This is a genomic window from Pseudarthrobacter sp. NPDC092202 (genome assembly GCF_044755505.1).
GTDB lineage: Bacteria > Actinomycetota > Actinomycetes > Actinomycetales > Micrococcaceae > Arthrobacter.
This window is the reverse complement of record NZ_JBIVRG010000020.1, coordinates 23568-48475: the sequence shown is the minus strand read 5'-3', so window position 1 is coordinate 48475 and position 24908 is coordinate 23568. Positions and strand designations below refer to the sequence as shown.

Sequence of the window (24908 nt, the reverse complement as noted above, 5' to 3'; positions counted from 1 at the left end):
AACCTTAGACAAGCTCTATTTTCCCTGATCCGAGGGGCATTTCCGTGTCACGGCACCCGCTCACACCCCAAACTCATCGGTGGATCGAGGCTTAGGCGTCCGTGCGGAACACCTGGATCACGGACGGACGGGGTGCGCGCGCCTGGCCGGGTGCCGGCGTCGTGCCCTCTGCGACGTAGTCCGGGAAGAAGGAAACCTGAGCATCAAAGGTGCCGTCCTCGCCCGGGTGCTGCACCGCGACGAACACGGTGCGCTCCTCGTCGTGGATGATGGGGCCGCAGGTTTCGCCGTCGCGGGGAACGGCGAGGAACTGCTCCACCTTGCCGCGCTCGGCGCCGTCCAGGGTGACCTTGAACAGGCCGTCGGCGCGGCCAATGCCGGAGGGTGCGCCGTCCGTGGAGATCCAGAGGTTGCCCACGGAGTCGAATGCGAGGTTGTCCGGGCAGGAGATGGGCGAAACCTTGTCCACCGGGAAGCCGGAGAAGTAGGTGACGTCGCCCTGGGCCGGATCGCCGCAGACCATGAGCAGGTTCCAGCTGAAGGTGGTGGAGGTTTGGCCGCCGGTCTCGGTGATCTCCACGATGTGGCCGTCGCGGTTCTGGTTGCGCGGGTTGACCTCGGTGGCGGCCTCGTTCGAACCGACACCGCGGTTGGAGTTGTTGGTGCAGGCCACGTAGACCTTGCCGGTGTGCAGGCTGGGCTCCACGTCCTCGCAGCGGTCCATCTTGGTGGGGCCAACCTTGTCGGCGGCCAGGCGGGTGTACACCAGGACCTCCTCGACGGTCATGCCCGGAACAGCGGAAGCCCCGTCCACCACCAGCGGCAGCCACTCGCCGATGCCGTCGAAGGCTCCGTCGGCGGGGACAGCCCCGGTTCCGGTGATTTCGGCGGCCGGCGAGTTGCCCGTGAACCTGGCGACGTAGAGGTTGCCCTCGGACAGGAGGGTCATGTTGTGCTTGCGGTCGCCCTCGCGGTACTTGTCCTTGGAAACGAACTTGTACAGGTAGTCGAAGCGCTCGTCGTCGCCGGAGTAGGCCACCACATGGCCGGATTCGGCGATGATGACGTTGGCGCCCTCGTGCTTGAAGCGGCCCAGCATGGAGTGCTTCTTGGGTGTTGAGGTGGGGTCGAACGGGTCAACTTCGACGATCCAGCCGAAGCGGTTTGCCTCGTTCTCGTAGCCGGGGTTGCGGGTGTCCCAGCGAGGCTCGTCCAGCTCCCACTGGCGGGCGGTGGGCTTGGAGGTGATGCCGTAGCGCTTGTCGCCAGCAGAGGTGCCGTTACCAACAAAGTAGCTCTGGAAGTTCTCTTCGCCGGACAGGATGGTGCCCCACGGGGTGGTGCCGCCCGCGCAGTTGCCCAGCGTGCCCTTGATGAAGCGGCCGGCAGGATCCTCAACCGTTTTGAGAAGCGACGAGCCGGCGGCCGGGCCGGTCAGTTCGTAGACCGTGTTGTTGAGGAAGCGGCGGTTGAGCGGCGCACCCTTGACGTACGTCCACGGCTTGTTCTTGTTTTTGCGCTCCAGCTCCACCACGGACAGCCCGTGTGCGGCCGCCCCCACAGCGCGCATCTGGTCCGCGGGCATGGTGGCCGGGAACATGATGTTCTCGTTGGTGTACTCGTGGTTGGCGAAGAGCACAGCGCGGCGGCCCTTGCTGTCCGGGATCTCCAGGATGTCCGTGTAGTCGTTGTTGTAGCCGAACTGCTTTTCCTGCGCGGCGGCCGTCTGGTTGTTAAGGTCGAACTCCGGCGCACCGTTGAAAATGGGGTCACCCCAGCGGATAACCGGCTGCCAGGTGAAGCCCTCCGGGACGGTGACGGCGTCAACCATGGCGTCGATGGACGGGATGGCGGTGAACTGCAGCTTGGACTTGCCGAAGCCTTCCTTCGCAGCCTTGGACAGGCCGGCGGCGTGTGCTGAGTCAGGGGAGGTTGCGGCAGAGCCGAGGACGACGGCGAGCGCACCGGCGGCCCCGAAGCCCAGGGCGGCGCGGCGGGACATGGTGGTGGAGGCGATGTCACGGAAGTAGCTGTTGGAGCTGGTGTTGCAGACTTCGCCGGCGCAGGCGTTGTCGCACTTCAGCGCGCAGGTGACGGCGCTGCGCTTGCCCTTGGTATGGCCGAGCATCGGCAGCAGGGTGAACTTGCGGGCAGTCGTTTCAGACATGGGGGCCTTCCAGGGAAAATCGATGCGGTTCACTCACCTTGTCAAGCGGTTTCTACGCGGAGTCATCCAGAAAGTGAAGTTCCGGTTAACCGAATATGACCTGCAGAAATGTGTCACGCGCCTCGTCATTACCGTCGTACGTGAGAGAGCGTGCCAGGAAAACCCGCATCAACTGAGAGAGGGTCCCGGGAAAGGCGACGTTAAGTGAGAGAGGGTCCCGGGAAAGGCGACGTTAAGTGAGAGAGGGTTCCAGGAGCGCGTGGACGCGGCGGAGGCGTGCCAGCCACCAGTCCCGGCGTTCCCCGGATGCCGCATACCGCTCAAGCAGCCCGGCGTCGGCGGCAACATTGCGGAGGCGGATGGCGCCGTCGTCGGCCACCAGCGGATCCGTGGTGACGTCCGATTCAAACAGGGACACCGTCCCCAGCCCGCACGCATACGGCAACTCGGGCAGGGCAGCCGCCAGGGCAAGGCCGGCGCGGATGCCCACCGAGGTGTCCAGCGCGGAGCTGACAACGGCGGGCAGCCCGGCCTGCGCCACGATGTCCAGCGCGCGCCGCACTCCCCCGAGCGGTGCCACCTTGACCACCAGGAGGTCGGCCGCGCCGGCCCGCGCCACGCGAAGGGGGTCGGTTTCCTTGCGGACACTTTCGTCCGCAGCGATCAGCACCGGGGTGCCCGCGGCCCGCAGCCGGCGGCGCACCTCAGCGAGTCCGTCAATGGTGGGCACGGGCTGCTCGGCGTATTCAAGCCCGACGCCGGCAAGTAGGGTGAGTGCCTCGACCGCCCCGGGCACGTTCCAGCCGCCGTTGGCATCCACGCGGATGGCGGCGTCCGGCAGCGCCGCGCGCACGGCGGCAACCCTGGCGGCGTCATCGTCGAGGGTCTGGCCGGACTCGGCAACCTTGATCTTCACGGCGTCCACGCGGCCGAAGCGCGCCAGTACGTCGGGAACGCGGTCCGCGGGCACGGCGGGGACGGTCGCGTTGACCGGGATAGCGGAACGCAGCGGCGCGGGGAACCCCTCCCAGGCGGCCTCGATGGCGGCGGCCAGCCAGCGGGACGCCTCGGCATCGCCGTATTCCGGGAACGGGCAGAACTCGCCCCAGCCTTCCGGGCCCCGCAGCAGCAGCGATTCCCGCTCCATGATGCCGCGGAACTTGACCCGCATCGGCAGGCTGACCACGTGCGCGCCGGCCAGGAGCTCCTCGAGCGCGGGCAGGTGCGGCGGGGAGGCAGGCATGGATCCAACTGTACAAGCGTGCGGCAATGCGTGACTTTCGGCGGGATCCCAGCTTTCTGTGACACCCTTAACCCGATGACTCTTCAACGCCAGGCAACGAGCAGGACCGCAGCCCAACCCGCAACGGGTTCGGGTTTCCTGTTCATGCTCGCCACGCTGGCGTGTATGGCCGGACTGGTGGCCACCTACTACTACTTTGTCCAGACCACCACGGGCCAGTTCATTGATGAATCCGCGCTGGTGGAAGCCGTGGAGCTGCACGGGCCGGCGGGCAAGGCGACCACCAAGTTCCTGGACCTGCTGCCTACGGTCTCCCTGGTGATGGCCGCCGTCGTGGTCCTGTTTGTGACCGTGATCCGGAAGCACTGGGCGGAGGCCGGGATTGCCGTGGCAGCCTGCATCGGGGCCAACATAGCAACGCAGGTGCTGAAGGACCTCCTGCCGGCCCGCCCGGACAAGGGCGTGGTCACCCTGGCATTCAACTCGCTGCCGTCCGGGCACACCACGCTGGCGGCGTCGGCGGCGGCTGCGGTGTTCCTCATGGCCTCGCCACGGTGGCGTCCGATGGCCGGATTCGTCGGCGGCACATTCGCCATCGCATCCGGGGTTTCCACGCTGATCAACCAGTGGCACCGGCCCGCGGACGTGGTGGCGGCGTTCCTGCTGGTGGGCGCCTTCATGATTCCTGCCGGCTGGCTCATCGTCCGGCGCGGGACGTGGAATGCCTGGGACGGCTTTGGCGGGCACATAGGGTCGGCCCGGGTCTGGCTGACGTTGCCGGTTTTCATCGGGCTGGCGTCCGCTGCGGTGGCGCTCTACTCGCTGGCGCGCATTGCCCCAAGCCCCTGGCAGGAAACGAGCACCACCCACTATTTCTGGGCCGGAATCTCACTCATTGTGATCGCCGGGTATTTGGCCACGGTGGCCACAACGTCCCTGTTCGCGTACGCAGCACGACGACGGGTCCCGGCAAGGCGCTGACCGTCACCTGTCCCGGGGAAGACGGGATATTCCCCGCCGCCTACACGGGCCTGGGCGGGGCCGACCAGGCTCTCAGAACCCCACGAAACCTTGACCGAACCTTGACGTATTACTGGTGAGTATTTTGATGGGCCCGGTAGATAGTAGTGGCTATCAGGAGACGGGCGGCAGCAGCAGCCAGGCGGCAGGCCATCCAGCCGGATGGTTCCGCAGCCCATCACTCTCCTGGCGGAGTTTTGAAGTGGGCCCCGCCAGGTATCAGCAGCCTTCCGCCCGGCTCCTGGCAGCCGTGAGACGGCGAGCGCGCTGGTCCCCCTGCAACCGGACCGCGCGCTCCTAAAGCGTCCCGGCGTCGCCCTTCCCCCCAATGGCGGCGCCGGGATTTCCACGCTTGTGCCGGGTCAGTCCCCGGCAGGGTGCCCGGGATTGACGGCCGTGCCCAGCACGTGGGCCCAGGCGGGCGACAAGGGGCCTACGGCGAAATTGAAGCGCCGGCTGCTTAACGCCGCAAAGCCAGCGTCCCCAATGGCGGCCACGGTGTCCCGGTTGGGATGGCATCCGCCGGCGAACCGCTGCCAGGCGGGCGTCAGCAGGTCTTCCACTGCAGCGATCAGCCGGTTGTCCGAGCGGACGTGTTCGTAGAAGGCAAGGATTCCGCCGGGACGCAGGACGCGCCGGATCTCGGCCAGCACCGGGGCCTGCTCGCTGACGCTGCACAGGACCAGGCTGGACACCACGGCATCCACGCTGGCATCCGCTGCCGGTATGTGCTCGGCCGCTCCGGCGCGGACTGTCACGGGCACCGCGGCGGAAGCTGCCTTGGCGGCGGCGATACTCCTGAGGTAGTCGTCCGGTTCGATGGCCAGCACGTGGGTTACGGCCGGCGGGTAGAGCGCGAAACCGGACCCGTCGCCCGCACCGATTTCCACGACGGAACCGCGCAGCCCGGCCAGCAGTTCACGGCGGTGTTCGGTAGCGCCACGGCGGTTCATCTCCCCGACCACCCGGGCGTAGGCCCGGGCGAAGCGGGGATGCTGCAGTTCCGCCGGCCCGCGCTCCCCCGCGGGATCCATTCCCTGGCTGCCGCCGGTCATGCTGCTTAGTTCGCCGGGCCGGCGCTGCCACTAAGGCTGGCGAGGGCCGCGCGAAGGCGCGTGTCGGCGTCGTCCGCTACTTCCTTGACCGCAGGGTTGTCGCTCAACTGCACCATGGTCTGCGGGTCGATTGCCTGGATGGTGGTTTCGCCGGCGTCGGTGCCGCGGCGGACCACCACGTTGCAGGGCAGCAGGGCACCCATGTCCGGATCGGCACCGAGGGCCCGGCTGGCAAGATTCGGGTTGCAGGCGCCGAGGATGACGTAGTCGCCAAGGGCTGCGGCGGCTTCGGCCCCCAGTTTGGCCTCGAAGGTGGCGCGGACGTTGATCTCCGAAAGGATGCCGAAACCCTGCTCGGCCAGGGCGTCCTTCGTCTGCTGCAGCGCCTCATCCCAGGCAAGCGGGACAGTGATGGTGTGCGTGTAGCTCATGTTGCCTCCTTAGGCGGTTGCTCCTACTGATGGGTACGCCGCCATCGTATACCCCCGGGGGTGTTTATGGCTATGGGGATCCATCAACCGCCAGCACTCGTAGCGTCAGTTGTCAGCTGCGGGGCACCCACAATGCCTACGGACATGGACGGCAGCATGAGGGCATCGGATCAAAGGAGATGTCGTGGCAGACCAGGAACCCCAGTTCAACATTCCAGAACCGGTGCGGGCGGCGACCCCGGACGCGGTGCAGACGCACCTTGACCACGAAATCGAAGAGCACATCAAGTCCTACGAAGCACGGTCAAAGTCAGAGATTTCGGCGCGCATCCGGGAGCTTGACAGTGAGTGGGACATCGAGCGCCTGCTGGAGCTCAACGCCTCTTCCCTTGCCCTTACCGGCACCGTGCTGGCTGCGGGAGTCAACAAGAAATGGCTGGCACTGCCGGCTGTTGTCCTCACCTTCCTTGTCCAGCACGCCATTCAGGGCTGGTGCCCGCCCATCCCCCTTTTCCGGCGGATGGGAGTCCGCAGCCGCAAGGAAATCGACCTGGAGAAGTACGCCCTCAAAGTCCTCAGGGGCGACTTTGGCAACGCCAGGTCTGACGCCGATGACGCCCTGGACAGCGCCGGAAGCTAGCAGGCCACCACGGCACTATATGCTCCTGACCTGCGGAAACGCCTAAAAACTCTTGACTCAACCTTGAGGAATTGCTCGGGTGTAAGTTGAGCCTGCCCCGCGAAAGTATTCCTATCGGAGCCGCTCAGGGCTCACAAGGTCTCTGCGTACACCGCACACATTTTCAAGGGGATTCACATGGCCAAGGTGGCTGGACGTAAAAAACGCATCATCGGAACCACTGTGGCATTGGTCGCCATCGGCGGCGGCGCCGCCTTCGCATACTGGACAGCCGCAGGCACCGGGAGTGCCACCACCACGGCGGGGCAATCGAAAAGCTTCACCATTGAGTCAACCGGAGTGATCGGGGATGCCCTTTCCCCCAACGGTCCCACGCAGACTTTCAACTTCAAGGTCACGAACCCCGCCGACGCCGGCGTTCAAAAGGTCACCGCAGTGAACGTCAAAGTCGCTGACAGTGCCGGCAACACTTGGAGCCTTCCTGCCGGCTGCTCAGCGGACGACTTCGTCGTCGGCGACCCGGTCTTCGAAGAGGCTGAACTTGCCCCCGGGGCATTCGCCACAGGCACCGTGACCCTGCAAATGATTGACCGACCAGGCATTAACCAGAATGGCTGCAAGGGCGTCTCTGTTCCCCTGTACTTCTCCGCCAGCTGAAGAGGGCACGGACTGTCATTCCTGACACAGACCGTCAGCATCCTGGCCCGTTGGTGAACAAGCCCGCCTAACTGCTCCCGAAGACGACGTCCGGAAGGTCCCATGCCTGCCCCCGCCAGCTCCCCCGAAGCCCGCCCCCGGCTTCGGCGGGAGCTGGTGGCGTTTCAACGTGCGGTATGCTCCGCGGCGGTGATCGCCGCCGTTGTCATCATGGGCGCTCTCCTGGGCGCAGCCCCCTCCGCCGCGTACTGGGGATCCTCCGGGACGGGAAGCACGACGGCGCCAGTCGCCACACTGCTTCCGCCCACCAACGTAACGGTGCCAGCAAGCAGTAACTCCAACGTAACTGTCAGCTGGACCCCTTCGTCAGGTGCGCTCACCCCGACCGGCTACGTCGTCACCCGGCTGTCCGGTACTGATGCCTTCGCAGCCTGCGGTTCCAGCTATGCTGCACCCATCGCCGCCAGCACTTGCACGGACACCTCCGTCCCGGAAGGCACGCACCAGTACAGGGTCACCGCCGTCTACCGCTCGTGGACCGCGGCCGGTGCCGTCAGCGGGACCGTGGCCGTAGCCAGCTTGCGGGACCTCACCTTCAGCTCACAGCCGTCCGCCGCGGTGACAGCCGGGTCACCCATCGCCGCCTTCCAAGTCCAGCTGCGGACCATCTTCGGGTTTGAAGTGTGGGAAGCCGGAGTGCCCGTCACCATCAGCATCGGCGCCAATCCCGGGAGTGGAACGCTTTCGGGAACAGCCACGGCCAGGACCGACTGGTCCGGCACTGCAACGTTCAGCGGACTCTCTATCAACAAGGCCGGAGCCGGTTACACTCTCATCGCTTCCAGCGCCGGCTATGCCGGTGCGGTCAGCAGCAATTTCACCGTCATCCCTGCGGCTGCTGACAAACTTGTACTCACAGCAGGGAGCCATCTCTCAGGGCCGGCGTCCTCCGCCGCCCTCCTCGGCCCTGTCACGGTGGAACGCCAGGACGCCTACGGCAACGCCGTCACAGCCGGGACCACTCCGGTAAGCCTGTCATCCAGCGCGGCAGGGACAGGCGTCTTTGCCGCCACTGCTAACGGCACACCAGCCGGCACGGTGACCATCCCCGCGGGCTCAGCGTCGGCGTCGTTCTTCTATGGGGACACCAAAGCGGGCACGCCAAGCCTCACCGTCACCGCGCCGGGGCTGGCCGCTCCGGAACCAGTGACCGCAACCATCACCGCAGCGGCGCCAGCGAAACTCGTCTTCGCGGCCATCAGCCCAGACGTTGAAAAGAACAAACCCATCACTCCTGCAGTAACAGTGCACGTCCTGGACACCTTTAGTAACCCAACAGATGCCCTTGTCCAGGTCGCGCTGACATCGCCCTGCAGCATCAAGGGCATACTCCCGCTGTCATCACCAGGCGCCGTATCGTTTCCGGACCTTGAAGTTGCAGGAAAAGCCACCGGCTGCACACTGACCGCCACGAGCGGAACACTTGTTCCAGCAACCAGCAACGCCTTCAACGCATCCTAGGACCCCACCACGCCCGGCCGCCCCGGCTCGTACAGATCGATGATGGGCAGGTGACCGTCGGTACGGATCGCGTCGCCGCCGCCGTTGCGGTGGTGGTAGCCGCTGGAGTAGTTGAGGATGACGTGGACGGACTCCACCGCGTCGGCAGCCTCCAGCGTGGCGATGATGAAGTCCCGCTCCTCATCGGTGCGGTCGGCGATCTTGTGCGTGATCTGGAACGTGAACAGGGACAGGCCCACGCTGCGGTCGTACGTACCCGCGCCCACCCAGTCCACAGACAGGCCGCCGGGCAGCATCCATCCGGGCGGACACTTCCAGAACCGGACATGGTGCCGCTTGCGCGGGTTCCCGTCGATCTCACGCTGGAACGCCAGGTCCTGGCGGTTGCCGAACACATAGAGCGAGCTGACGGGCGCGGCCGGGTAGCTGCGGCCCAGGACCGTGGAGGTGAGGGTGTGCCAGGCGGTGGCAGGGGTAATGGGATCGGCCTCCACCCAGCCGGCGGTGCGCATGGCCCGGCGCAGCTCCTCCTCCGTCCCCACCACGGCGAGGTTCACCGGATCGCCGAGGACGCCGTCGCCCGTCCTGGCCCTGCCAATAAAGTAGTCCGGGATGTAGAGGCTGCTCAGGATCTTATGGACGCGCGGTAGCAGAGCATACGCCAGGACCAGCCAGACGGGCAGGAACACCCACGCCTGCGCGGGCCCGCGCGAAAGCCGCGATAACAGGAAAAACCACACTGCCCAGCCGACGGCGACCGTCACCACCAGGTACAGCAGCCGCTGCAGCACCGCCAGGACCGTGGCCCACCTGCTTTGCCGCCGTTCCACCGGACTCTCGATCCGCGAATGGTCCGGCTCCTGGGGAACGGCCTGGTTCCCGTCCACGCCAGATGTCATGCCCACGTCCTCCCGGCCCTGCATTTCATTGCCCTACATCAGTACCGGCCCATAATACGTTCCCCGGCCACGGCGAATCCGGGCGGCGCCGGCGGTCCTCACCCGCCGCCGTCGGCAAGCAGGAGCCTGCACCACGCATCGGTAAGCCAGCCGGCGAATTGCTCCGGCGTCCAGCCGCGCTGGTCCACCAGCAGCACCCAGTACTCAGGGCCGTTCATGCTCCACACCGCGTCCGCCAGTTCCGCGGAGGGCCGGTCCGTGCGCAGCTCACCGGTCAGAGAAAGGTCCTCAATGAATTTCCGCATGTTCGCGGCCCGCCTGTTGGAGATTTGTTCCCACAGCTCGGCACAGCCATGGTCCGTGCCGGCGGCATCCCTTAACGCAACGTAAACCGGCGCCAGCCGCGGCTGGATCAGGGCCAGGGCATGGGCATAGATGCTGATTTTCTCCCTGGCCGTCTTTGCCTCACGCACGCGGAGGACGTAATCGCGCTGCTCAGCAGGGACCGCCTGCCCGGTACCGGAGATGGCACTTTCAACAACCTCACGCAACAGGTCCGGCTTCCGCCCGATGGCGGCATAGACGGTATCGACGGCGACTCCCGCACGCCGGGCGATGGCATTCACGGTGGTGGAACGGTACCCGTCCCCCACAAACAGCTCCCGGGCTGCGGCCAGTACTGCGCCGCGGGTGGCGGACGCCTGCTCCTTCCTGCGAAGGGAGTTGTAGCGACGGGAAGAGGCATTGACTTCACTCATGGCCGGTCCTACCCTTTATTCATCCGAAGCTGATTCGGATGAATTGTAGCAGGACGCCGGGAGCGGCGGTGCGGCAGCTCAAGGCAGGAAGGCAGGGCATCATGCTGGCCGAAAGCTTCGACACTGTTGTGATTGGGGGCGGACAGGCGGGCCTGGCTATGGGCTACCACCTGGCAAGGCTCGAGCGACCCTTCGTCATCCTGGACGAAAACCCGCGTACGGGCGACAGCTGGCGCAACAGGTGGGACTCACTCCGGCTGTTCACGCCAGCCCGGTACGACGCCCTGCCCGGCAGCCGCTACCCTGCCGCGCCCTGGTCCTTCCCGGGCAGGGAGGATTTCTCCCAGTACCTCAGCGACTATGCGGCTGAATTCTCCCTGCCCGTGCGGAACGCCGTGCGCGTTACAGGGCTGCGCCACAACGGCCAGCGCTTCGTGATCGAGGCAGATGGCCAGCGCTTCGAGGCCGCTAACGTCGTGGTCGCCTCCGGGTGGGACCTGCAGCCAAACATTCCGTCCTTCGCCGCCGGGCTCAGTCCGGACATCCGGCAGGCGCATGCAGGCCAGTACAAAAACCCTGCGCAGCTCTCCCCCGGCGCCGTCCTGGTGGTGGGAGCCGGCAATTCCGGCGCGGACATCGCACTGGAGGTCTCCCGGACCCACCAGACGTACCTCTCCGGCAGGCACCCCGGCGAGCTTCCCTGGCGGATCGACGCTCCGGCTTCCAGACCGCTGACCCTCGCCGTCTTCTTTGCTTTCCGCCATCTCCTGACGCGGCGCACTCCTTTGGGGCGCAAAGCGCGGCCGCAGGTGCTGGCCCACAGCGGCCCGCTGATCCGCGTGAAGGACCGCGACCTCACGGCGGCCGGCGTCCGGCGGGTCCCCAGGACGGAGGGGACGCGGAACGGCCAGCCGCAACTGGCCGACGGACAGACCCTCGCTGTATCCAACGTGGTGTGGTGCACCGGCTTCCGCCCCGAGACTGCCTGGATCCACCTCCCGGTCTTTGATGCGGGCGGCGAACCGGAGCAGGACCGCGGCGTAGCCCGCAACCAGCCGGGGTTGTACTTCCTGGGATCTCTTTTCCAGCACTCGCTGGCATCCTCGATGATCCACGGAGTAGGCCGGGACGCGGCCTATCTTGCCCGGTATATTGCCGCCCGCAGACCGGCCGCCCCGGAACCGGCGGCGGAAACAGCCCCCGGCAGTGCGGCGCCTCGCGAATCCGCGCCCAGCTGAACTGCGTTCAACCGGGTCAGGGCTCGTCAAGGTTCAACTGCTCAACGATGATCCGCGCCGTCTCAGAATCACCCAAAATCCTGAAGTGACCTGCCGTGGGCAGCTCGATGTTGGTGGCGCCGGGGAGGATGCTGCCCTCCGGAATGTGCGGATCAAACGGCCCGTAGATGGAGGTGATGCGGCTGTTAATGGTCTCCTCGCGGGCCAGCTCAAGCGTCAGGGCGTTGCGCGGCGAAAAAATCCGCAGGGTGGGCAGCAGCATGTACCTGGCGTAGCGCGATCCGGAGAACGGCGTGCATACCGTGACCATCCGGGAAACGCGGCGCTCAGGGTCCAGGTTCAGCATGGCGTACTTCCCGATCAGCCCGCCCTTGCTGTGCGCCACAATCGCCGCGTCCCGCAGCCCCGCCTCTTCAAGGTGCTGCGCCACCATCCGCGCCGCCACGGGAACGTCCAGTTTGTTCCGCTGCAGCACGGTGACCACATGGACGGGATGGCCTTCGTCGTGGATCGCCCTGATGAGCGGCATCATGAACTGCCAGTTTTCGTACACGCCGGGAATGATGAGCACCGGGGTGCGGTGGCCCTGGTGGAAAGACCCCGGCTGTACCCGCGACACCAGGCCCTGGATTTGGCAGACCGCGGCGTAGGCATAGTCCTGCGCCCACCACACGGCTTTCTGCAGCGGACTGATCCGAGTGCTCACGTCCCGTTCACCCATCTGTCGAGGATAGCGCGTCAGTAGTTGCGGCGGTGCTTCAGCCGGGGAATGACGACGGCGAACACGGCTGCCGCCGCGAACCCCAGGATGCCCGTGGCTGAGACCCCCGCGCCCAGGGTGGCAAGGGCCGTCACCGCGGAGAGGAGCACGGGACCGCCGGTGGATCCGGCGTCGGCCATGAACCTCCACAGCCCCAGGAACTGCCCGCGGCCACGGTCCGGCGAGAAGTCCGCCCCAAGGGTCATCACCAGACCGGAGCTGATCCCGTTCCCGAACCCGATCAGCAGTGCCGCCAGCAGCAGCCCCATAAAGGAGCCGGTCAGCGGGATCAGCAGCAGGGCCGCCCCCATGATCAGCGTGGAGGGGACGGCCACGAACTGCCGGCCTTTCCGGTCCATGAGCTTGCCCGCGGGATAGAACACCAGCATGTCGATGGCCCCGGACAGCCCGTAAATCAGGGAAGCCGAGGTGGCGTCCATTCCCAGGTTGTCCGCCCACAGCGGGATGACCACCTGCCGGGACGAGCGCAGCGCACTGAGCAGGAGGATCCCCACGCCCAGCGAAAGGAACACGCCCGCATGGGACACCGCGACGCTCCGCAGCGTGGGCTCCGGACCCTTGTGTCCGCCGTCGGGCGCTGGAGGAACGGCCAGGTCCGGAATGGTGAGGGACAGCAACGCGGCGGCCGCCATGGCCACCACACCCACCCAGTAGGCGCCGCTGATGCCGGCGAACTGCATCACCGCCGCGCTCAGGAACGGGCCGATGAACACACCGATCCGGTTCACCCCGCCCAGGGTGGACAGCGCACGTGCCCGGAATGCCACGGGCACGGCCTCGGTGAGGTACTTCTGCCGGGCCAGGCCAAACACGGCACCGGACATTCCGACGACGGCCATCGCCGCAGCGAGCAGCCACAGCCCGTCCGGAACCAGCGACGTCAGCCCCGCGGCGGCGAGCGCCAGGCCGGCTGCGACGGCGGCGCCCACGATTGACCAGCGCTCACCAAATTTGAGGGTCACCAGGGAGGCGGGCAGGTTGAAGAACCACGATCCCAGTCCGATCAGGGTGACAATCAGGGCAGCCACGGCCACCGACGCACCCAGATCGCGGGCAGTCAGGGCCACCACCGGCAGGATGGCGCCCGTTCCTATCCCGTACAGCAGCGTCGGCCCGAACGCGGCCACAGCTATGCCGCGCAGGCTGAAGGGCTCGGGATCATCGGGGGAAGTCATCAGATTTATTTTATGGGTGAGGATGGCCAGGTTTAGCCGCGCACCCGGTGTGGTTCCGCGCACCCAATACGGACCCTGGCACCCTCGGACCCGGGCGCGCGAGTCCGAACCGGGCGCACTTCTAAATCCTTGTACTCCACGTAAATCCGGGGGTCACAAACGCCCCGCGGAGGAGTAGCGTTCGCCTTATGGGGCGCTGATCCGCGCCCGTACCAAAGGGGAGGTCATTCGATGGGTGAAGTGTGGATCCGAACGCTCGGCAACGGGCTGGTCCGGGCAGACAGGGTCACCGAAATTTCATCCACCCGGGGGTCCCTCCAGGAGGACCAGGGCTATTCGCTGAAGGTCATCGTGGACGGCAAGGGCCACGTGCTGATTGACGACGCCGAACTGCAGGGCTCGCTGGCCGACCGGCTGGAGTATGCGCGGCATGTGGAGGATGCCCTGCTGCTTGCCATGGACGAGGCCAAGGACAGCGAAACCGCCGTGGTCATCTCCTATGAGCCCGAGCGTGAGCGCTGGTCTGCCGCGCCGGTCACGGTGTTAGCCGGAAGGCTCTCCGAATCAGTGGGGTGAGACGGCGGGCGTTGGTGGAATCCGACGGCGGGCGGCGGCTTAAGTACGACGGCGGCACGCACCGTAGTGCCGCAGCTGCGGTTCCTGCAGGGCCGCCCGAGGGGGCAGCCCGATTGTTCCGGTGCGCATGAACCACAAAGCCCAAACGTTGTAATAAATGGCCTTATGTTGCGTGGATCACATTCAGTCCCTACTCTGGATGAGGCTGATGCAAACGGCCACAAGCAAGAAGCTGCAGCGTCGCAGCCAATGCCGGGGAAGGCTTTACATTTTGAACTCTAAGCTCAACGTTGTTGTCCGTGTTGATCTCGACCACGCCAGGGCCCAGGTGATTGCAAAGGGGCATATCACCGTCCACAGCGTCAATGCACTGTATGTAGTAGTTAAGCGTGCCAATTCCTTACGCGAAGGTTTAGGCGTGGAACTGGACATTTCCCATGCGCGGGTGGACCAGGAAGCGCTGGAAATGCTCCATGCGTCCTCCGAAACACACCACCTGCCCGCCAGGATTGATCCGCAGCAGGCGCCGTGCACCATCAGCGTCCTCGCTCCGCGCTCTGCGGCCCGCAGGACCCACGCGCCGGCACTGATCGCCGCATAGGCACCCAGGCAACGGCACCCGAAGAGCCCAATTGTCGGGCCAGGGTGCCAGCCGCAAACTTTCTTTTTTCAGACGTCCAGGGACTGCGAGTGCAGCTGTATCCGAATAGACGGGTAGCTGCCCTCCCAGTTTGCTGGAACCCTTTGACCCGCCGGGGAGCACAGCTTTTCCCGAGTCCAGCGGCAGGCGGCAAACGCTGCGTCAGTACTTTGGCCAGTACTCCGGATTGAAGCCACTGGGGCTCGGAGGCCTGGGCGGGTCCTCCCATGGGCCGGAAGGAGCTCCCGGCTCCTGCCCGCTTTCAGGCCCGGGCTCTTGCTGCGGAGGCTCGTCCTGCCCAGGCTCGGGCTGCTGGGGTTCTTCGGATTCGATCTTGTTGTGCGCCATGTCGCTCCCACAAGGACCGGATGGCCCACTGCCAGACCACTTCCAGCGTAGGATCCCGGACGCACGCCATGTCAAGGTGTCCAACTCCCCTACTTGGCAGCCCGTCCGCGCCGCGGCCCGTATAGGGGATGCGTACTTTCCCCTATTCCTCCACGAACTCCAGCAGGTCGCCGGGCTGGCACTTCAGCACCCGGCACATGGCTTCCAGAGTGCTGAAGCGGACAGCCTTGGCTCGGCCGTTCTGCACCACCACCACCAGGCCCAGGGCGGCCCCGGCCACGAGGACCAGGAACAACAGGAGCGGCAGCCCGGGATCGTCCGCATCAAGGACGACGACGGCGGAGAGCGCCGCGAGCATCGTCCAGCCGGCGGCGATGGCCCAGACAATGGCATCCACCCACACCAGGGCTCCGTTGCTGAAAATGCGGTCGCGGTGACTGCCAAACGGGTGATTTTCATATATCGAGCTTCACTACTAGCTATCGAAAGTCAATCGATACGTGCTGATAATTGCGCAACCGTCAGGAGGCCAGCTGGTCCCGGCGGAACCGAAGCTCCCTGCGGGCGCCGTTGAGGGGCGATCCGCTGAAGGGCAGGGCGTCCAGATGGATGTCCGCTGCCGCCTTGAGGGCCAGGGCGTTGGCGGCTGCTGCGGCCCGAACTGGCAGTCCAATGGCAGCCGCGAACTCCTGCCAGTGCCTGGCCTTGAGTCCCTTGACCTTGCCGGCGAGGGGAAGCGCCATGCTGTCGTCACCGTAGAGCAGCGTGCAGGGGATGTCGTACATGGGGGACACTGCCCAACTGCCGTTCCTGCCCGCGAGGACGGCGGCGTTCTTGGCGTGCAGGTCCCCGTTTCCGGTGAGCCAGGCAAAGACGAACTGCAGGTAGAGGTTGCGGACGGCCACGGCCTTGGCCTTGCACAGTCCGGCCAGCGCCATGACCAGCTGCTCGGAGGTGACTGCATATTTGGACGCCGGCGGCAGGTTCATCACCTGCGCCCCGTCCTCCAGTGCCAGGCGCACCAGGCCATCGGAATGGGCACGGTCGAACCGCTCCACCAGCAGCCCGGGCATGCCGCGCCTGTCAGTGACCACGCTGTGCCTGGCCACAGGAATCTTCAGGGCTTTGGCTGCGGTGAGATGGGCTGCCTCGTTCAGGACCAGATGCGGATAGCTGGGGGGATCCAGCTTGAGCAGGTAGCGGCGGTTGGCGAGCGCCAGCGGCGTGGTCATCATGGAGGCGCTTGCCTTGTGCTGCACTCCGGGCAGCCCGTGTGGATCCACTGCGTCCGCCAGGTATGCGAAGTCCAGGTCCTCCGGGCGGGATGTGTCCGCCAGCGGCCGCTGTTCCACCAGCGGCTCGCCGGCCGGGACAACCTGCACGTCACCCGGCATGTCTGCGCCCACGGCCAGGAGGAGGCTCAACTCGTCGCCCAGGCTGGTTTTAACGGCATCCTTGAGCACGGTGAGCCGGTGGCCTTCCGGCAAGAGCCCGGAGAAGAAGGCCGGCAGCGCGCCGCTGGGAGATTCCACGGGCTCGCTGGAAAGAGGCAGTGTTGTTGCCACGGGACGGGCACCGGCAGCAAGGTATTCGCCAGTGTAGGAAAAGGCCACACTGCCGCGGTCCGTGCGGGAAAGGTGCCCGGCAAGTGCGCCGGCTTTGTAGACGTCGGCGCCGCGGACGAATTTCAGGCGCTGCAGGTCTTCAGTCATCAGCGGCCCGGAGGTGGAGCCCCACCGCGTTGGCAGCGGCGGCCACAGTGCCCAGTGACGGATTTCCCGTTCCCGTTTCAATGGCGTGGATGGTTCGGGAGGACGTGCCTACCAGATCGGCCAGCGTGCCCTGGGTGATACCGGCCTCCCTCCGGGCACGCCGGATGCTGGCTCCAATGGCCTTAACGTCTTCCATCATTGCCTTTCCGCGAGATATTGCTGGTTAACACCCCATCACCCACGAGGATCCTCCACCAGGGGTAAAACCGCAATATATTTCGGAAAAGCCATCACCATCAATGCTTACCAGCCAAGCAAGCCCTGTATCGGAAGTATCTTTCCGACTTCGCCGTCTCCAGGCCACATGAGGGGCCTGCCCCGGGAGAACTACGGGTGGGGTCCAGCGGGTCCTTGGCTGATCTTGAGGTAATCCTCACCGGTCCTTGATCCCTCCACCGCACACTGGTGTGCGAGGGGCCTGAGGCATAAGGCAGCAGCAGCTGGGATCTGGGCCCGGCAACAGGCCAGGGCCGGCGGCGGAGGCGGCGGAACAGCGTGGTTCCGCAAATAGTCGCCGGCCCTCCCCCTCGCTCCGGCCACCAGCCCGGCCTCTTGGCAAGGGGCCTCGGCATCGGCAGCGACACAGGTATCGGCATAGACATAGGCACAGGTATTCGGCATTGGAAAGCAAGAGGCCGACGGCCACCCCTGGTGCACTTTAGGCATTGCATCCACCCAGCCGCTGACACACGGGCCCCTGCCGGGCATAAGATTTGCTGCATGAGGATTGCCGTCGCAGGGGGAACCGGTACTGTTGGCCGCCACGTGGTGGAGGTGGCACAGGCACGCGGACACGAGGTCTCGAGCATGAGCCGGGCCGACGGCGTGGACCTGGTGAACGGCCGCGGCCTTACCCAGGCCCTCCAGGGCGTGGAAGCAGTCATCGACGTCTCCGGCATCCAGACCACGTCCACCAAAAAGGCCGTGGATTTCTTCACCAACGCCACCCAGAACCTGCTGGCAGCAGAAAAGCAGGCGGGGGTGAAGCATCACGTTGCCCTCTCCATTGTGGGGATCGACGGCTCGACCTCCGGCCTCTACGCCGGGAAGCTGGTGCAGGAGGACGAGGTCCGGCACGGCGGCATCCCGTGGTCCCTGCTGCGCTCCACGCAATTCCATGAGTTCGTGCCGCTGGCGGTGAAGATCGGGGCCGTGGGTCCGCTGGTGAACGTTCCCAAGATGTTTACCCAGCCCGTGGCTGCCAGGGAGGTGGCGGAGGCCCTGGTGGCGGCGGCAGAGGCAGGACCGCAGGGAAGGGTCACAGACCTGGGCGGGCCGCGGACCGAACGACTCGCGGACCTGGTCCGCGCCTATCTGGCCAGGACTGGCCAGCGTAAGAGGATCCTTGAGGCAGTGCTGCCAGGCTCCATGGGCAAGGCAATGCGCAGCGGCGCCCTGATCCCGGCGCCGGGGGCCGCCGTCGGACGCCAGACGTTCAGCGAATGGCTGGAAACACGTGATGCCGACGGCGGCCGGAATCAGTAACGGGGTTCGCGCGCCAGACTGGCCAGTGGTTTAGGGGGAACCATGCTTTTTGAATCGACAGACCGGTATTTCCGGACCTTGGGGTCCCGCGGCCGGACAGTGCTGTTCCAGCTTCCGCTGTCCGTCACCGTGCTGCTCGTGACGGTCCTGGTGGCACTCCTGCACCCCGGGTTCGAGTGGTCGGAGCCGTTCCTGTACAGCCTGGCGGCACACCTGATGTTGCTTGCGGCCAGTGCCGTGGTGCCGTGGGAACGCCTTCCGGCCTGGGCCGTCTTCCTGATTCCGTTCCTGGACTGCCTGGCCATCGGGCTGTCCCGCGAATCAGGCGGGCAACACCTCACAGCCCTGAGCTTCCTGCTCGTATTTCCGGTCGTCTGGATGGCCGTGGGCCTGCGCCACGCCGGTGTTGCTTTGGCGATCCTGGCCACCATCCTCAGCGTGGCACTTCCGCCGGTAATCCTGGGCACCGGTTTTACCAGTGCCTCCCTCATCCGGGTGGTGCTCCTGCCGGTCATCCTGGGGGCCGTCGCGCTCACGGCCTACGGGGTTGCCAACGGCATCACCATGCAGCGGCGCCTCCTGGCCAAACAGGAAGCCGACCTCCGGGACCTGCTGGCGGCCAGCGAGGACCGCGAACAGCTGCTGAACACGGTGATGGACACGGTCAGCGTGGGTGTCTGCGCCCTCGACAGCCAGGGCCAGGCTGTACTGGTGAACCGGCATCTCGGCAGCCGCCTCGAGGACGCCATCGGGGCTGAAGCGACGTCCGGCAACGTGACGGACATGCCCGTCTACGGTGTGGACAGGAAACACCGGCTTCCCCCTGAACGGCATCCCCGCACACGCGCTGCCCGCGGTGAATCCTTCACCGACGAACTGGTCTGGGTTGGCAGCGGAACCGCCCAGCGCGCCTACTCCGTGACCTGCCGGCTCATCAGGACTTCCACCGGAGGCCACTCAGGCGCGGTCCTGGCCTTCACGGATGTCACAGCCCTGGTGACGGCGCTTTCCGCCAAGGACGAATTCCTGGCCAGCGTCTCCCACGAGCTGAGGACGCCGCTGACGTCCATCCTGGGTTACCTGGATCTGGCCCTGGACGAAGAGGACCTTGAACCCGGCCTGGAAGAATGCCTCAAGGTTGCCAAACGCAATGCCGGGCGGCTGCTGACCCTCGTAGGTGACCTGCTGACCATCGCGTCCGGATCGTTGACCATCGCACCCCGGCCGGCGGACCTTAACGACGTTGCCGCCACCAGCATCCAGGCTGCAGAGCCGCACGCCGTGGCCGCCGGCATCACCCTCGAACTGGAGTCGGCAGGTCCTGCCACCGGACGGTTCGATCCTGACCGCCTTGGCCAGGCCATCGACAACCTGGTGTCGAACGCCATCAAGTACACGCCGGAGGGCGGAAGGGTCACCGTCCGGGTCAGCGCCGCGGGACAGAACCTCAGGTGTGAAGTCATCGACACCGGGATCGGTATGACCGGCGATGAGCTGGGCCAGGCGTATACCCGTTTCTTTCGGGCAGCCAATGCACACTCCTCCGCCATTCCCGGAGCAGGGCTGGGGTTGGCAATCACCAAATCGATTATGGAAAACCACCGGGGAACCATCAGCCTGGCCAGCAGCCCCGGAAAAGGAACCACCGCAGTCCTGACCCTTCCGGAGGCGGACGCTTCCCTTCCCTCCTTCGCCGTCGCCCAATAGCACGGAGCTCGCAGCACGCAGCACGCGCACGGCGCCGGGTGCCGCCGTCGGATGAATCTCGCCCGGTGGCCGTGGCGGGGACAGGCTACCCGCGAAGCTTCCTGATGCCCCTGTGCCGTCCGGCCGGGGCGCTGCCGGTGAGCGGATGGGCCAGGCGCCAGTGCTTGCGGGCATGGCTGCCGACGCGGCCGGCTGCAGGCGCGGGGCTGGCGGTGGCCACCAGCGACGATCCCCTCCGTCGGCGGCGCAACCGGAGGAGGAAAAATACCGTTAACCCCAGCCAGATAAAGGCGACACCGAAGACCAGGACCAGTGACGGTATCGCATCCATGGTCAAGCTTAAACGGGGAACCGCCGGCGCATGCTACCTGTTTTCCGGGCCGGAGACTACGCGCCCGGCAGCTCCCTCCTTGCGTACTGCACAGTGGGCCAGGCGCACCGGCAGAGGCCGTGCCTTGTGCCAATGCTCGGCCAAAACTAGGCGGATCCTGAGCCGGAATCTCCGCTGCACCGCCCTGGCAGCCCCCAGACTTGGAAAGGGGGGATCACTCCGGTCTCCTCCCCTTAGCGTGCCCGCCCCCGCCGTCGCTCTTTTCATCCAGGATGCGGCCGCACATCACCTGGAGGTCCAGTGAAGCTGTTCAGATACATCCTGTGTTTCGCCGTGCTGCTTGCCTGGGCAGTGCCTGCCGGCGCGGCCCCGGCGCACGCCGCGATGGCCGCCATCACCCTGAGCCAGGCCACCGGCCCTGCCGGCACCTCCGTTACGGTGACTGGGACGGGGTTCCCCAAGAAGACCTCGGGCACGCTCAGCGCGGGAACCAACAGCGTCCCTTTCAAAACCAGCGCTTCCGGCTACTTCACCACCGAGCTGGTCATGCCCGAATCAGCCGACCCCACCGTCACCGTCCGGGCCGTAGCGGCGACGGCGGGCGCCACCGCAACATTCACCCTCACCTACAGCTCCCCCTCGACCGCCGAGGAAGATCCGGCCGAGCCCGCGCCGGCTCCCGCGCCTGCCACCCCGGCGGCGCCGGCCCCCGCAACACTGCGCTTCGGCGTCGGCACTCCCGGCGGCCCGCTCGCAGCGGCCGAACTGGACGAGGTCACCGCCCTGGCCGGTGAGGCGCCGTCCATCATCCTGTCCTACAAGGACTTCAACCAGGCTCCGCCCATCACGGAGCTGGAGGCTGTCCGCGCCCGCGGCGCGCTCACCCTGCTGACCTGGGAACCGTGGGCGTGGGGCAGCGGGACAGCGCAGCCCGCGTACTCCCTGGACCGGATCACCGCCGGGGACTTTGATCCCTACCTGAGCCAGTGGGGCCAGTCGCTGGCCGCATGGGGCCACCCGGTGATGCTGCGGTTCGGGCACGAGATGAACGGCAACTGGTACCCGTGGTCGGAGCAGCTCAACGGCAACGGCTCCGGTGACTACGTGGCCGCGTGGCAGCACGTGCACGCCGTAGTGACGGCGGCGGGCGCCACCAACGTCACCTGGGTGTGGAACCCCAACGTGCCGTACTGGGGATCGGTGCCGCTGGCCGGCCTGTACCCCGGGGCAGCGTACGTGGACGCCGTGGCGCTGGACGGCTACAACTGGGGCACGTCCGTGTCCTGGAGCTCCTGGGTGTCCCCGTCGCAGCTCTTCGGCGACGGCCTGTCCCAGCTCCGGACACTCGCCCCGGGCAAGCAGATCCTGATCGCCGAAACGTCCTCAGCGGAACAGGGCGGCAACAAGGCAGACTGGATCACTTCCCTGTTCAGCTACCTTGCCGCCCAGCCGGACATCACCGCCGTGACCTGGTTCCACTACAACAAGGAAACCGACTGGCGGATCAACAGCAGCACCTCCTCCGCCGCCGCCTTCAAGCAGGCACTGGCCGCCCGCAGGTAACCAAAAACAAGTGGTCCCCGCCCCGCGCCGGAAAAGTAGAGTACCGGCTACTCGTGCCCTCCGCGGGCTGTACTCGTAGATTCGGGGAAAGCCCGCGAGGGTGCGGGGCGGGACTGAGGCTTATGGGGGCAGAAGCGTGGCAGTACAACCGGCGGACGGAACCATGCGGACAGAACGCCCGGGGTTCCTGCTGGACCTCATCACGGGCGCGGAGACTGACCAGGACCTGGTGCAGCGGCTGGCCGAGGCAGGCGCGCTTGCCCTGGCAGGCTCCGCGGACTGCGCCGCGCTGCTGATGCGGGCAGGCGGCCCTCCCGTCACGGCCGGAAACAGCCCGGCTGCCGCAGCCCTGGCCTCCTCCGAGGACCGGAACGGCGGAGGGCCCCTGGCCCACGCCATGAGCGCGGCGGAGCTGCTGAAGGTTGACCGCACGGCGCCCACCAGGTGGCAGGCATACCGACGGCGGCTCTCGGCTTCCGGATTCGGCGCAGCGCTGGCTGTCCCGCTGGGGCTGGCGGACCGCACGTCCTGCGCGCTGCTGTTCCTTGTCCGCGGCAGCACCGGACTGACACCGGACCTGGTGGCGGAGGCCCGGTGGTTCGCGGAAGTGGCGGCCCAGAGCCTGCGGCTGGCGCTTGAGGTGCGCAGCGTCCGGTCCGCCGGGGATAACCTGAAGAACGTGCTGGAGGGCCGCACGTCCATCGATGTGGCCTGCGGAGTGATCATGGCGCAGAACAGCTGCACCTACGCCGAGGCTTTCAGCAAGCTGGCGGGCGCCTCACGCCAGCGGAACCTGAAGGTGCGCAGCGTTGCCGAGAACGTGGTCAAGTCGGTGGCCGCCGGCAGCCCTGGAACAAGGCCCGATTCGCCGGGCCATCCGCAGCCACTATGAACCCGTACTGGCACACATTCCCTGCGGGCACCCACATATTTCCCGCGTTTGCCTCCATAGCGGAGCGCCGCTCCATAGGATGCCTGCATGTGGACTAAACAGAGCCAGGGCTTTTGCCCCGCATGCGGCAGGACCACCAACCATGTGACGCACTTTCACAAGGACGACGCCGGCACGCTGGTTGCCAGCGCACGCTGCGCCGAGTGCCCGCCCCCGGAAGTTGCCGCCGAGCACCACAGGTCCGCCCCGCACTGGCCTTCCCGCGGGGTCCCGGCAGTCTGACAATTGCTGGTCCACGCCGTGCGGGTCACCGGCGTCGTGTCATCCAGTCCGCCCCGGCGTGGTCCTAGTCCTTATCGCCGAAGTCCAGTGCCTTGGCGGCGTCCACCAGTCCGTGGCCGCAGTCCTCGGAGCAGTCAACGGGGAGCGGCCGGGCCGTTGACTCCAGGCGTTCCTCCACCATCTTGGGCGTGTAGCTGCTGCCCTTTTCGGACATCAGCAGGGCGGCGATTCCAGCCACATGGGGGGTTGCCATGGACGTGCCCTGCATGAAGGCGTAGGCCTCCAGCCCGGGAGTCGTGGCGCCGAAGTTCGAGGTGGAGAGGATGCCCTCGGTGAACTGGCTGGTGATGTCGCCGCCCGGTGCGGTCACGTCCACGTCATCGCCGTAGTTTGAGTAGGACGCGCGGGCACCGGTGGGTCCGGCGGCAGCCACCGTGATCACCTTCTTGCAGTTTGCCGGGCTCATGCCGGAGGCAGGGCGGTTCGCATTGCCGGCAGCAACCACCACGGCGGCACCGGCCTTGTTGGCGGCATTGATGGCGTTCTGCATCATGGCGGAGCAGGGCCCGTCACCGCCAACGCTGAGGTTGATGACGCGGGCGGGGTTGGGGTTGACCGGCAGCCCGGCCACCTGCCCGCCTGCGGCCCAGACAATGGAGTCTGCCACGTCGGACTCGTAGCCGCCGCAGGCGCCGAGGGCGCGAACGGGAAGCAGCCGGGCTTCGGGCGCCACTCCCGCGATCCCGTCATTGTTGTTGGCCACCGCGGCGATGGTTCCCGCCACGTGGGTTCCGTGCCAGGAGGACATCCCGTCCTCTCCGCCCATCCCGCACAGTTCCGCGGTAAACCAGTCCCCTTCGTCCTGCGGATTGGCGTCGCGCCCGTCGCCGTCCCGGGCTGAGGCGGCGTCAATGATCATGTCGTAGCCCGGCAGCACCCGGGAGTCCAGCTCAGAGTGGCTGGTGATTCCGGTGTCCACCACCGCCACCACGGCCCCCTCACCGCGGTTTACCTTCCAGGCGCCGGAGATCCGGAGGCCGGCGGTGCTGTCCCACAGGTTCCACTGGGCCGGGTAGCCGGGATCGTTGGGAGCGTCGGCGTGGCTGGGAAGCTCGGAGGCCGGGTACATTCTGATGTCCGGCTCGGCGTAGGCCACGCCCGGCGCTGCCCGGAGTGCGGCCAGGAACGCCTCGGCTTCGGCACCGGGAAGGGGCCGGCTGGTCTTCACCACCTGCGCTCCGGCAGCAGTGCCTTTGACGTTTTGCGCAGCGATGCCCACGCTGCCTGCGGCCATCCGCGCGGCCTGGGAGGTCGCAGCCGCCTCGGACGCGATGCCCGGGCCGCCCTGGATCCCCACTATGAACTGGTCGGTGGCGGGCCCCGTCGCGGGCGCCGCCCGCGGCGGGGTTGGCCGGATGTTGTCCAGTCCGCCGTCGGCCCGGGCAGGAAGGGCCAGGGTTGTATTCGCCAGGACGGCAGCCAATGTGATGGCGACGGCGGTGCGGGGGCTGAAGCGGTGGGTCATTGGCGGACATCCTTCAAGGACAGGCGCCAAGCGCTGGGTGCCGGCGCGCGGACAGACTCACCCCCGCCCCGATTCTAGCTACCGGCAGTAAGGGGACGATAGGGGGCAACGGCAAATATCCCTGCCAGTGGCCGCTGGCGGGGGGTGACCAGGGCTGATGTCCTCGGACGGCGGCGGCAAGCGCCCGCCATTTCCGCGGCTC

Annotated in this window: 25 protein-coding genes; 12 read left to right on the top strand and 13 right to left on the bottom strand. The window is 66.6% G+C overall.

Annotated features, from left to right (window positions below; all coding sequences use genetic code 11):
• Positions 1-91 precede the first annotated feature (91 nt).
• Both ACIQF4_RS19905 and ACIQF4_RS19900 read right to left on the bottom strand, forming a co-directional pair.
• Positions 92-2167, bottom strand: coding sequence for a PhoX family protein (locus tag ACIQF4_RS19905; protein ID WP_400517465.1), 2076 nt, complete (start codon positions 2165-2167; stop codon positions 92-94).
• 232 nt (positions 2168-2399) lie between these two features.
• Entirely contained in the window at positions 2400-3410 is a 1011-nt protein-coding gene (locus tag ACIQF4_RS19900; RefSeq protein ID WP_400517466.1) for an o-succinylbenzoate synthase, read from the bottom strand.
• A gap of 75 nt (positions 3411-3485) precedes the next feature.
• Between ACIQF4_RS19900 and ACIQF4_RS19895 the strand changes: the two genes are divergently transcribed.
• Complete coding sequence (locus tag ACIQF4_RS19895; RefSeq protein WP_400517467.1) at positions 3486-4391, top strand: phosphatase PAP2 family protein; 906 nt, start codon at positions 3486-3488, stop codon at positions 4389-4391.
• 401 nt (positions 4392-4792) lie between these two features.
• Here ACIQF4_RS19895 and ACIQF4_RS19890 read toward each other — a convergent pair whose 3' ends face one another.
• Together ACIQF4_RS19890 and ACIQF4_RS19885 are read right to left on the bottom strand one after the other, a co-directional pair.
• A complete protein-coding gene (locus ACIQF4_RS19890; RefSeq protein ID WP_400517468.1) occupies positions 4793-5485 on the bottom strand; it encodes a class I SAM-dependent methyltransferase in 693 nt (230 codons plus the stop codon).
• Positions 5486-5490: 5 nt separating this feature from the next.
• Positions 5491-5916 (bottom strand): DUF302 domain-containing protein, encoded by a 426-nt coding sequence (locus ACIQF4_RS19885; RefSeq protein ID WP_400517470.1) that lies wholly within the window; start codon positions 5914-5916, stop codon positions 5491-5493.
• Positions 5917-6100: 184 nt separating this feature from the next.
• On the opposite strand from ACIQF4_RS19885, the gene ACIQF4_RS19880 reads away from it, so the two are divergent.
• The 3 genes from ACIQF4_RS19880 (at position 6101) to ACIQF4_RS19870 (ending at position 8734) form a co-directional block, all read left to right on the top strand.
• Positions 6101-6556: a hypothetical protein gene (locus tag ACIQF4_RS19880; RefSeq protein WP_400517471.1), complete on the top strand. Its 456-nt coding sequence runs from the start codon at positions 6101-6103 to the stop codon at positions 6554-6556.
• 177 nt (positions 6557-6733) lie between these two features.
• A complete protein-coding gene (locus tag ACIQF4_RS19875; protein WP_350004448.1) occupies positions 6734-7213 on the top strand; it encodes a hypothetical protein in 480 nt (159 codons plus the stop codon).
• A gap of 102 nt (positions 7214-7315) precedes the next feature.
• Positions 7316-8734, top strand: a complete 1419-nt coding sequence (locus tag ACIQF4_RS19870; RefSeq protein ID WP_400517472.1) for a hypothetical protein — start codon at positions 7316-7318, stop codon at positions 8732-8734.
• Here the strand turns inward: ACIQF4_RS19870 and ACIQF4_RS19865 are convergent.
• Entirely contained in the window at positions 8731-9633 is a 903-nt protein-coding gene (locus ACIQF4_RS19865; RefSeq protein WP_400517473.1) for an LssY C-terminal domain-containing protein, read from the bottom strand. The two genes, ACIQF4_RS19870 and ACIQF4_RS19865, sit on opposite strands and share 4 nt — an antisense overlap.
• Before the next feature lie 98 nt (positions 9634-9731).
• The gene (locus ACIQF4_RS19860; protein ID WP_400517474.1) at positions 9732-10391 is read right to left on the bottom strand and encodes a TetR/AcrR family transcriptional regulator; all 660 of its coding nucleotides are present in this window, start codon (positions 10389-10391) and stop codon (positions 9732-9734) included.
• A gap of 68 nt (positions 10392-10459) precedes the next feature.
• On the opposite strand from ACIQF4_RS19860, the gene ACIQF4_RS19855 reads away from it, so the two are divergent.
• The gene (locus ACIQF4_RS19855) at positions 10460-11629 is read left to right on the top strand and encodes a flavin-containing monooxygenase (RefSeq protein ID WP_400580037.1); all 1170 of its coding nucleotides are present in this window, start codon (positions 10460-10462) and stop codon (positions 11627-11629) included.
• Between the two features lie 16 nt (positions 11630-11645).
• Here the strand turns inward: ACIQF4_RS19855 and ACIQF4_RS19850 are convergent, their stop codons facing one another.
• Together ACIQF4_RS19850 and ACIQF4_RS19845 are read right to left on the bottom strand one after the other, a co-directional pair.
• The gene (locus ACIQF4_RS19850) at positions 11646-12350 is read right to left on the bottom strand and encodes an esterase/lipase family protein (protein ID WP_400517477.1); all 705 of its coding nucleotides are present in this window, start codon (positions 12348-12350) and stop codon (positions 11646-11648) included.
• 17 nt (positions 12351-12367) lie between these two features.
• Positions 12368-13585 (bottom strand): MFS transporter, encoded by a 1218-nt coding sequence (locus ACIQF4_RS19845; RefSeq protein WP_400517478.1) that lies wholly within the window; start codon positions 13583-13585, stop codon positions 12368-12370.
• 231 nt (positions 13586-13816) lie between these two features.
• On the opposite strand from ACIQF4_RS19845, the gene ACIQF4_RS19840 reads away from it, so the two are divergent.
• Both ACIQF4_RS19840 and ACIQF4_RS19835 read left to right on the top strand, forming a co-directional pair.
• Positions 13817-14161: a hypothetical protein gene (locus ACIQF4_RS19840; RefSeq protein WP_350004437.1), complete on the top strand. Its 345-nt coding sequence runs from the start codon at positions 13817-13819 to the stop codon at positions 14159-14161.
• A gap of 271 nt (positions 14162-14432) precedes the next feature.
• Positions 14433-14762, top strand: a complete 330-nt coding sequence (locus ACIQF4_RS19835; protein WP_350004435.1) for a hypothetical protein — start codon at positions 14433-14435, stop codon at positions 14760-14762.
• 529 nt (positions 14763-15291) lie between these two features.
• On the opposite strand, the gene ACIQF4_RS19830 is transcribed toward ACIQF4_RS19835, so the two are convergent.
• From ACIQF4_RS19830 to ACIQF4_RS19820, 3 genes are all read right to left on the bottom strand, one after another.
• Positions 15292-15573, bottom strand: coding sequence for a helix-turn-helix domain-containing protein (locus tag ACIQF4_RS19830; RefSeq protein ID WP_400580041.1), 282 nt, complete (start codon positions 15571-15573; stop codon positions 15292-15294).
• A 97-nt stretch (positions 15574-15670) separates the two neighbouring features.
• Positions 15671-16861 (bottom strand): type II toxin-antitoxin system HipA family toxin, encoded by a 1191-nt coding sequence (locus ACIQF4_RS19825; protein WP_400517479.1) that lies wholly within the window; start codon positions 16859-16861, stop codon positions 15671-15673.
• Entirely contained in the window at positions 16854-17060 is a 207-nt protein-coding gene (locus ACIQF4_RS19820; protein WP_400517480.1) for a helix-turn-helix transcriptional regulator, read from the bottom strand. The genes ACIQF4_RS19825 and ACIQF4_RS19820 overlap by 8 nt, the downstream gene beginning before the upstream one ends.
• Before the next feature lie 581 nt (positions 17061-17641).
• On the opposite strand from ACIQF4_RS19820, the gene ACIQF4_RS19815 reads away from it, so the two are divergent.
• Both ACIQF4_RS19815 and ACIQF4_RS19810 read left to right on the top strand, forming a co-directional pair.
• Entirely contained in the window at positions 17642-18406 is a 765-nt protein-coding gene (locus tag ACIQF4_RS19815) for an SDR family oxidoreductase (protein ID WP_400517482.1), read from the top strand.
• A gap of 42 nt (positions 18407-18448) precedes the next feature.
• Positions 18449-20113 carry a sensor histidine kinase gene (locus ACIQF4_RS19810; protein WP_400517483.1) on the top strand — a complete coding sequence of 555 codons (1665 nt, stop codon included), beginning with the start codon at positions 18449-18451 and terminating at the stop codon, positions 20111-20113.
• Positions 20114-20198: 85 nt separating this feature from the next.
• Here the strand turns inward: ACIQF4_RS19810 and ACIQF4_RS19805 are convergent, their stop codons facing one another.
• Positions 20199-20444, bottom strand: coding sequence for a hypothetical protein (locus ACIQF4_RS19805; RefSeq protein WP_400517484.1), 246 nt, complete (start codon positions 20442-20444; stop codon positions 20199-20201).
• 306 nt (positions 20445-20750) lie between these two features.
• Here ACIQF4_RS19805 and ACIQF4_RS19800 point away from each other — a divergent pair, with 306 nt between their 5' ends.
• The 3 genes from ACIQF4_RS19800 (at position 20751) to ACIQF4_RS19790 (ending at position 23181) form a co-directional block, all read left to right on the top strand.
• Positions 20751-22007, top strand: coding sequence for a glycoside hydrolase family 26 protein (locus tag ACIQF4_RS19800; RefSeq protein ID WP_400517507.1), 1257 nt, complete (start codon positions 20751-20753; stop codon positions 22005-22007).
• 136 nt (positions 22008-22143) lie between these two features.
• Positions 22144-22899 carry an ANTAR domain-containing protein gene (locus ACIQF4_RS19795; RefSeq protein WP_400517485.1) on the top strand — a complete coding sequence of 252 codons (756 nt, stop codon included), beginning with the start codon at positions 22144-22146 and terminating at the stop codon, positions 22897-22899.
• Positions 22900-22986: 87 nt separating this feature from the next.
• Positions 22987-23181, top strand: a complete 195-nt coding sequence (locus ACIQF4_RS19790; RefSeq protein WP_400517486.1) for a hypothetical protein — start codon at positions 22987-22989, stop codon at positions 23179-23181.
• A gap of 64 nt (positions 23182-23245) precedes the next feature.
• On the opposite strand, the gene ACIQF4_RS19785 is transcribed toward ACIQF4_RS19790, so the two are convergent.
• Positions 23246-24706, bottom strand: a complete 1461-nt coding sequence (locus ACIQF4_RS19785; protein ID WP_400517487.1) for a S8 family serine peptidase — start codon at positions 24704-24706, stop codon at positions 23246-23248.
• Positions 24707-24908 lie beyond the last annotated feature (202 nt).

What these genes read in the sequence shown, in the direction of transcription:
- ACIQF4_RS19785 (WP_400517487.1), bottom strand. Translation starts at nt 24,706, where the DNA reads ATGACCCACCGCTTCAGCCCCCGCACCGCCGTCGCCATCACATTGGCT.
- ACIQF4_RS19825 (WP_400517479.1), bottom strand. Translation starts at nt 16,861, where the DNA reads ATGACTGAAGACCTGCAGCGCCTGAAATTCGTCCGCGGCGCCGACGTC.
- ACIQF4_RS19905 (WP_400517465.1), bottom strand. Translation starts at nt 2,167, where the DNA reads ATGTCTGAAACGACTGCCCGCAAGTTCACCCTGCTGCCGATGCTCGGC.
- ACIQF4_RS19805 (WP_400517484.1), bottom strand. Translation starts at nt 20,444, where the DNA reads ATGGATGCGATACCGTCACTGGTCCTGGTCTTCGGTGTCGCCTTTATC.
- ACIQF4_RS19815 (WP_400517482.1), top strand. Translation starts at nt 17,642, where the DNA reads ATGAGGATTGCCGTCGCAGGGGGAACCGGTACTGTTGGCCGCCACGTG.
- ACIQF4_RS19860 (WP_400517474.1), bottom strand. Translation starts at nt 10,391, where the DNA reads ATGAGTGAAGTCAATGCCTCTTCCCGTCGCTACAACTCCCTTCGCAGG.
- ACIQF4_RS19900 (WP_400517466.1), bottom strand. Translation starts at nt 3,410, where the DNA reads ATGCCTGCCTCCCCGCCGCACCTGCCCGCGCTCGAGGAGCTCCTGGCC.
- ACIQF4_RS19820 (WP_400517480.1), bottom strand. Translation starts at nt 17,060, where the DNA reads ATGATGGAAGACGTTAAGGCCATTGGAGCCAGCATCCGGCGTGCCCGG.
- ACIQF4_RS19810 (WP_400517483.1), top strand. Translation starts at nt 18,449, where the DNA reads ATGCTTTTTGAATCGACAGACCGGTATTTCCGGACCTTGGGGTCCCGC.
- ACIQF4_RS19840 (WP_350004437.1), top strand. Translation starts at nt 13,817, where the DNA reads ATGGGTGAAGTGTGGATCCGAACGCTCGGCAACGGGCTGGTCCGGGCA.
- ACIQF4_RS19890 (WP_400517468.1), bottom strand. Translation starts at nt 5,485, where the DNA reads ATGACCGGCGGCAGCCAGGGAATGGATCCCGCGGGGGAGCGCGGGCCG.
- ACIQF4_RS19850 (WP_400517477.1), bottom strand. Translation starts at nt 12,350, where the DNA reads ATGGGTGAACGGGACGTGAGCACTCGGATCAGTCCGCTGCAGAAAGCC.
- ACIQF4_RS19790 (WP_400517486.1), top strand. Translation starts at nt 22,987, where the DNA reads ATGTGGACTAAACAGAGCCAGGGCTTTTGCCCCGCATGCGGCAGGACC.
- ACIQF4_RS19885 (WP_400517470.1), bottom strand. Translation starts at nt 5,916, where the DNA reads ATGAGCTACACGCACACCATCACTGTCCCGCTTGCCTGGGATGAGGCG.
- ACIQF4_RS19895 (WP_400517467.1), top strand. Translation starts at nt 3,486, where the DNA reads ATGACTCTTCAACGCCAGGCAACGAGCAGGACCGCAGCCCAACCCGCA.
- ACIQF4_RS19875 (WP_350004448.1), top strand. Translation starts at nt 6,734, where the DNA reads ATGGCCAAGGTGGCTGGACGTAAAAAACGCATCATCGGAACCACTGTG.
- ACIQF4_RS19870 (WP_400517472.1), top strand. Translation starts at nt 7,316, where the DNA reads ATGCCTGCCCCCGCCAGCTCCCCCGAAGCCCGCCCCCGGCTTCGGCGG.
- ACIQF4_RS19845 (WP_400517478.1), bottom strand. Translation starts at nt 13,585, where the DNA reads ATGACTTCCCCCGATGATCCCGAGCCCTTCAGCCTGCGCGGCATAGCT.
- ACIQF4_RS19865 (WP_400517473.1), bottom strand. Translation starts at nt 9,633, where the DNA reads ATGACATCTGGCGTGGACGGGAACCAGGCCGTTCCCCAGGAGCCGGAC.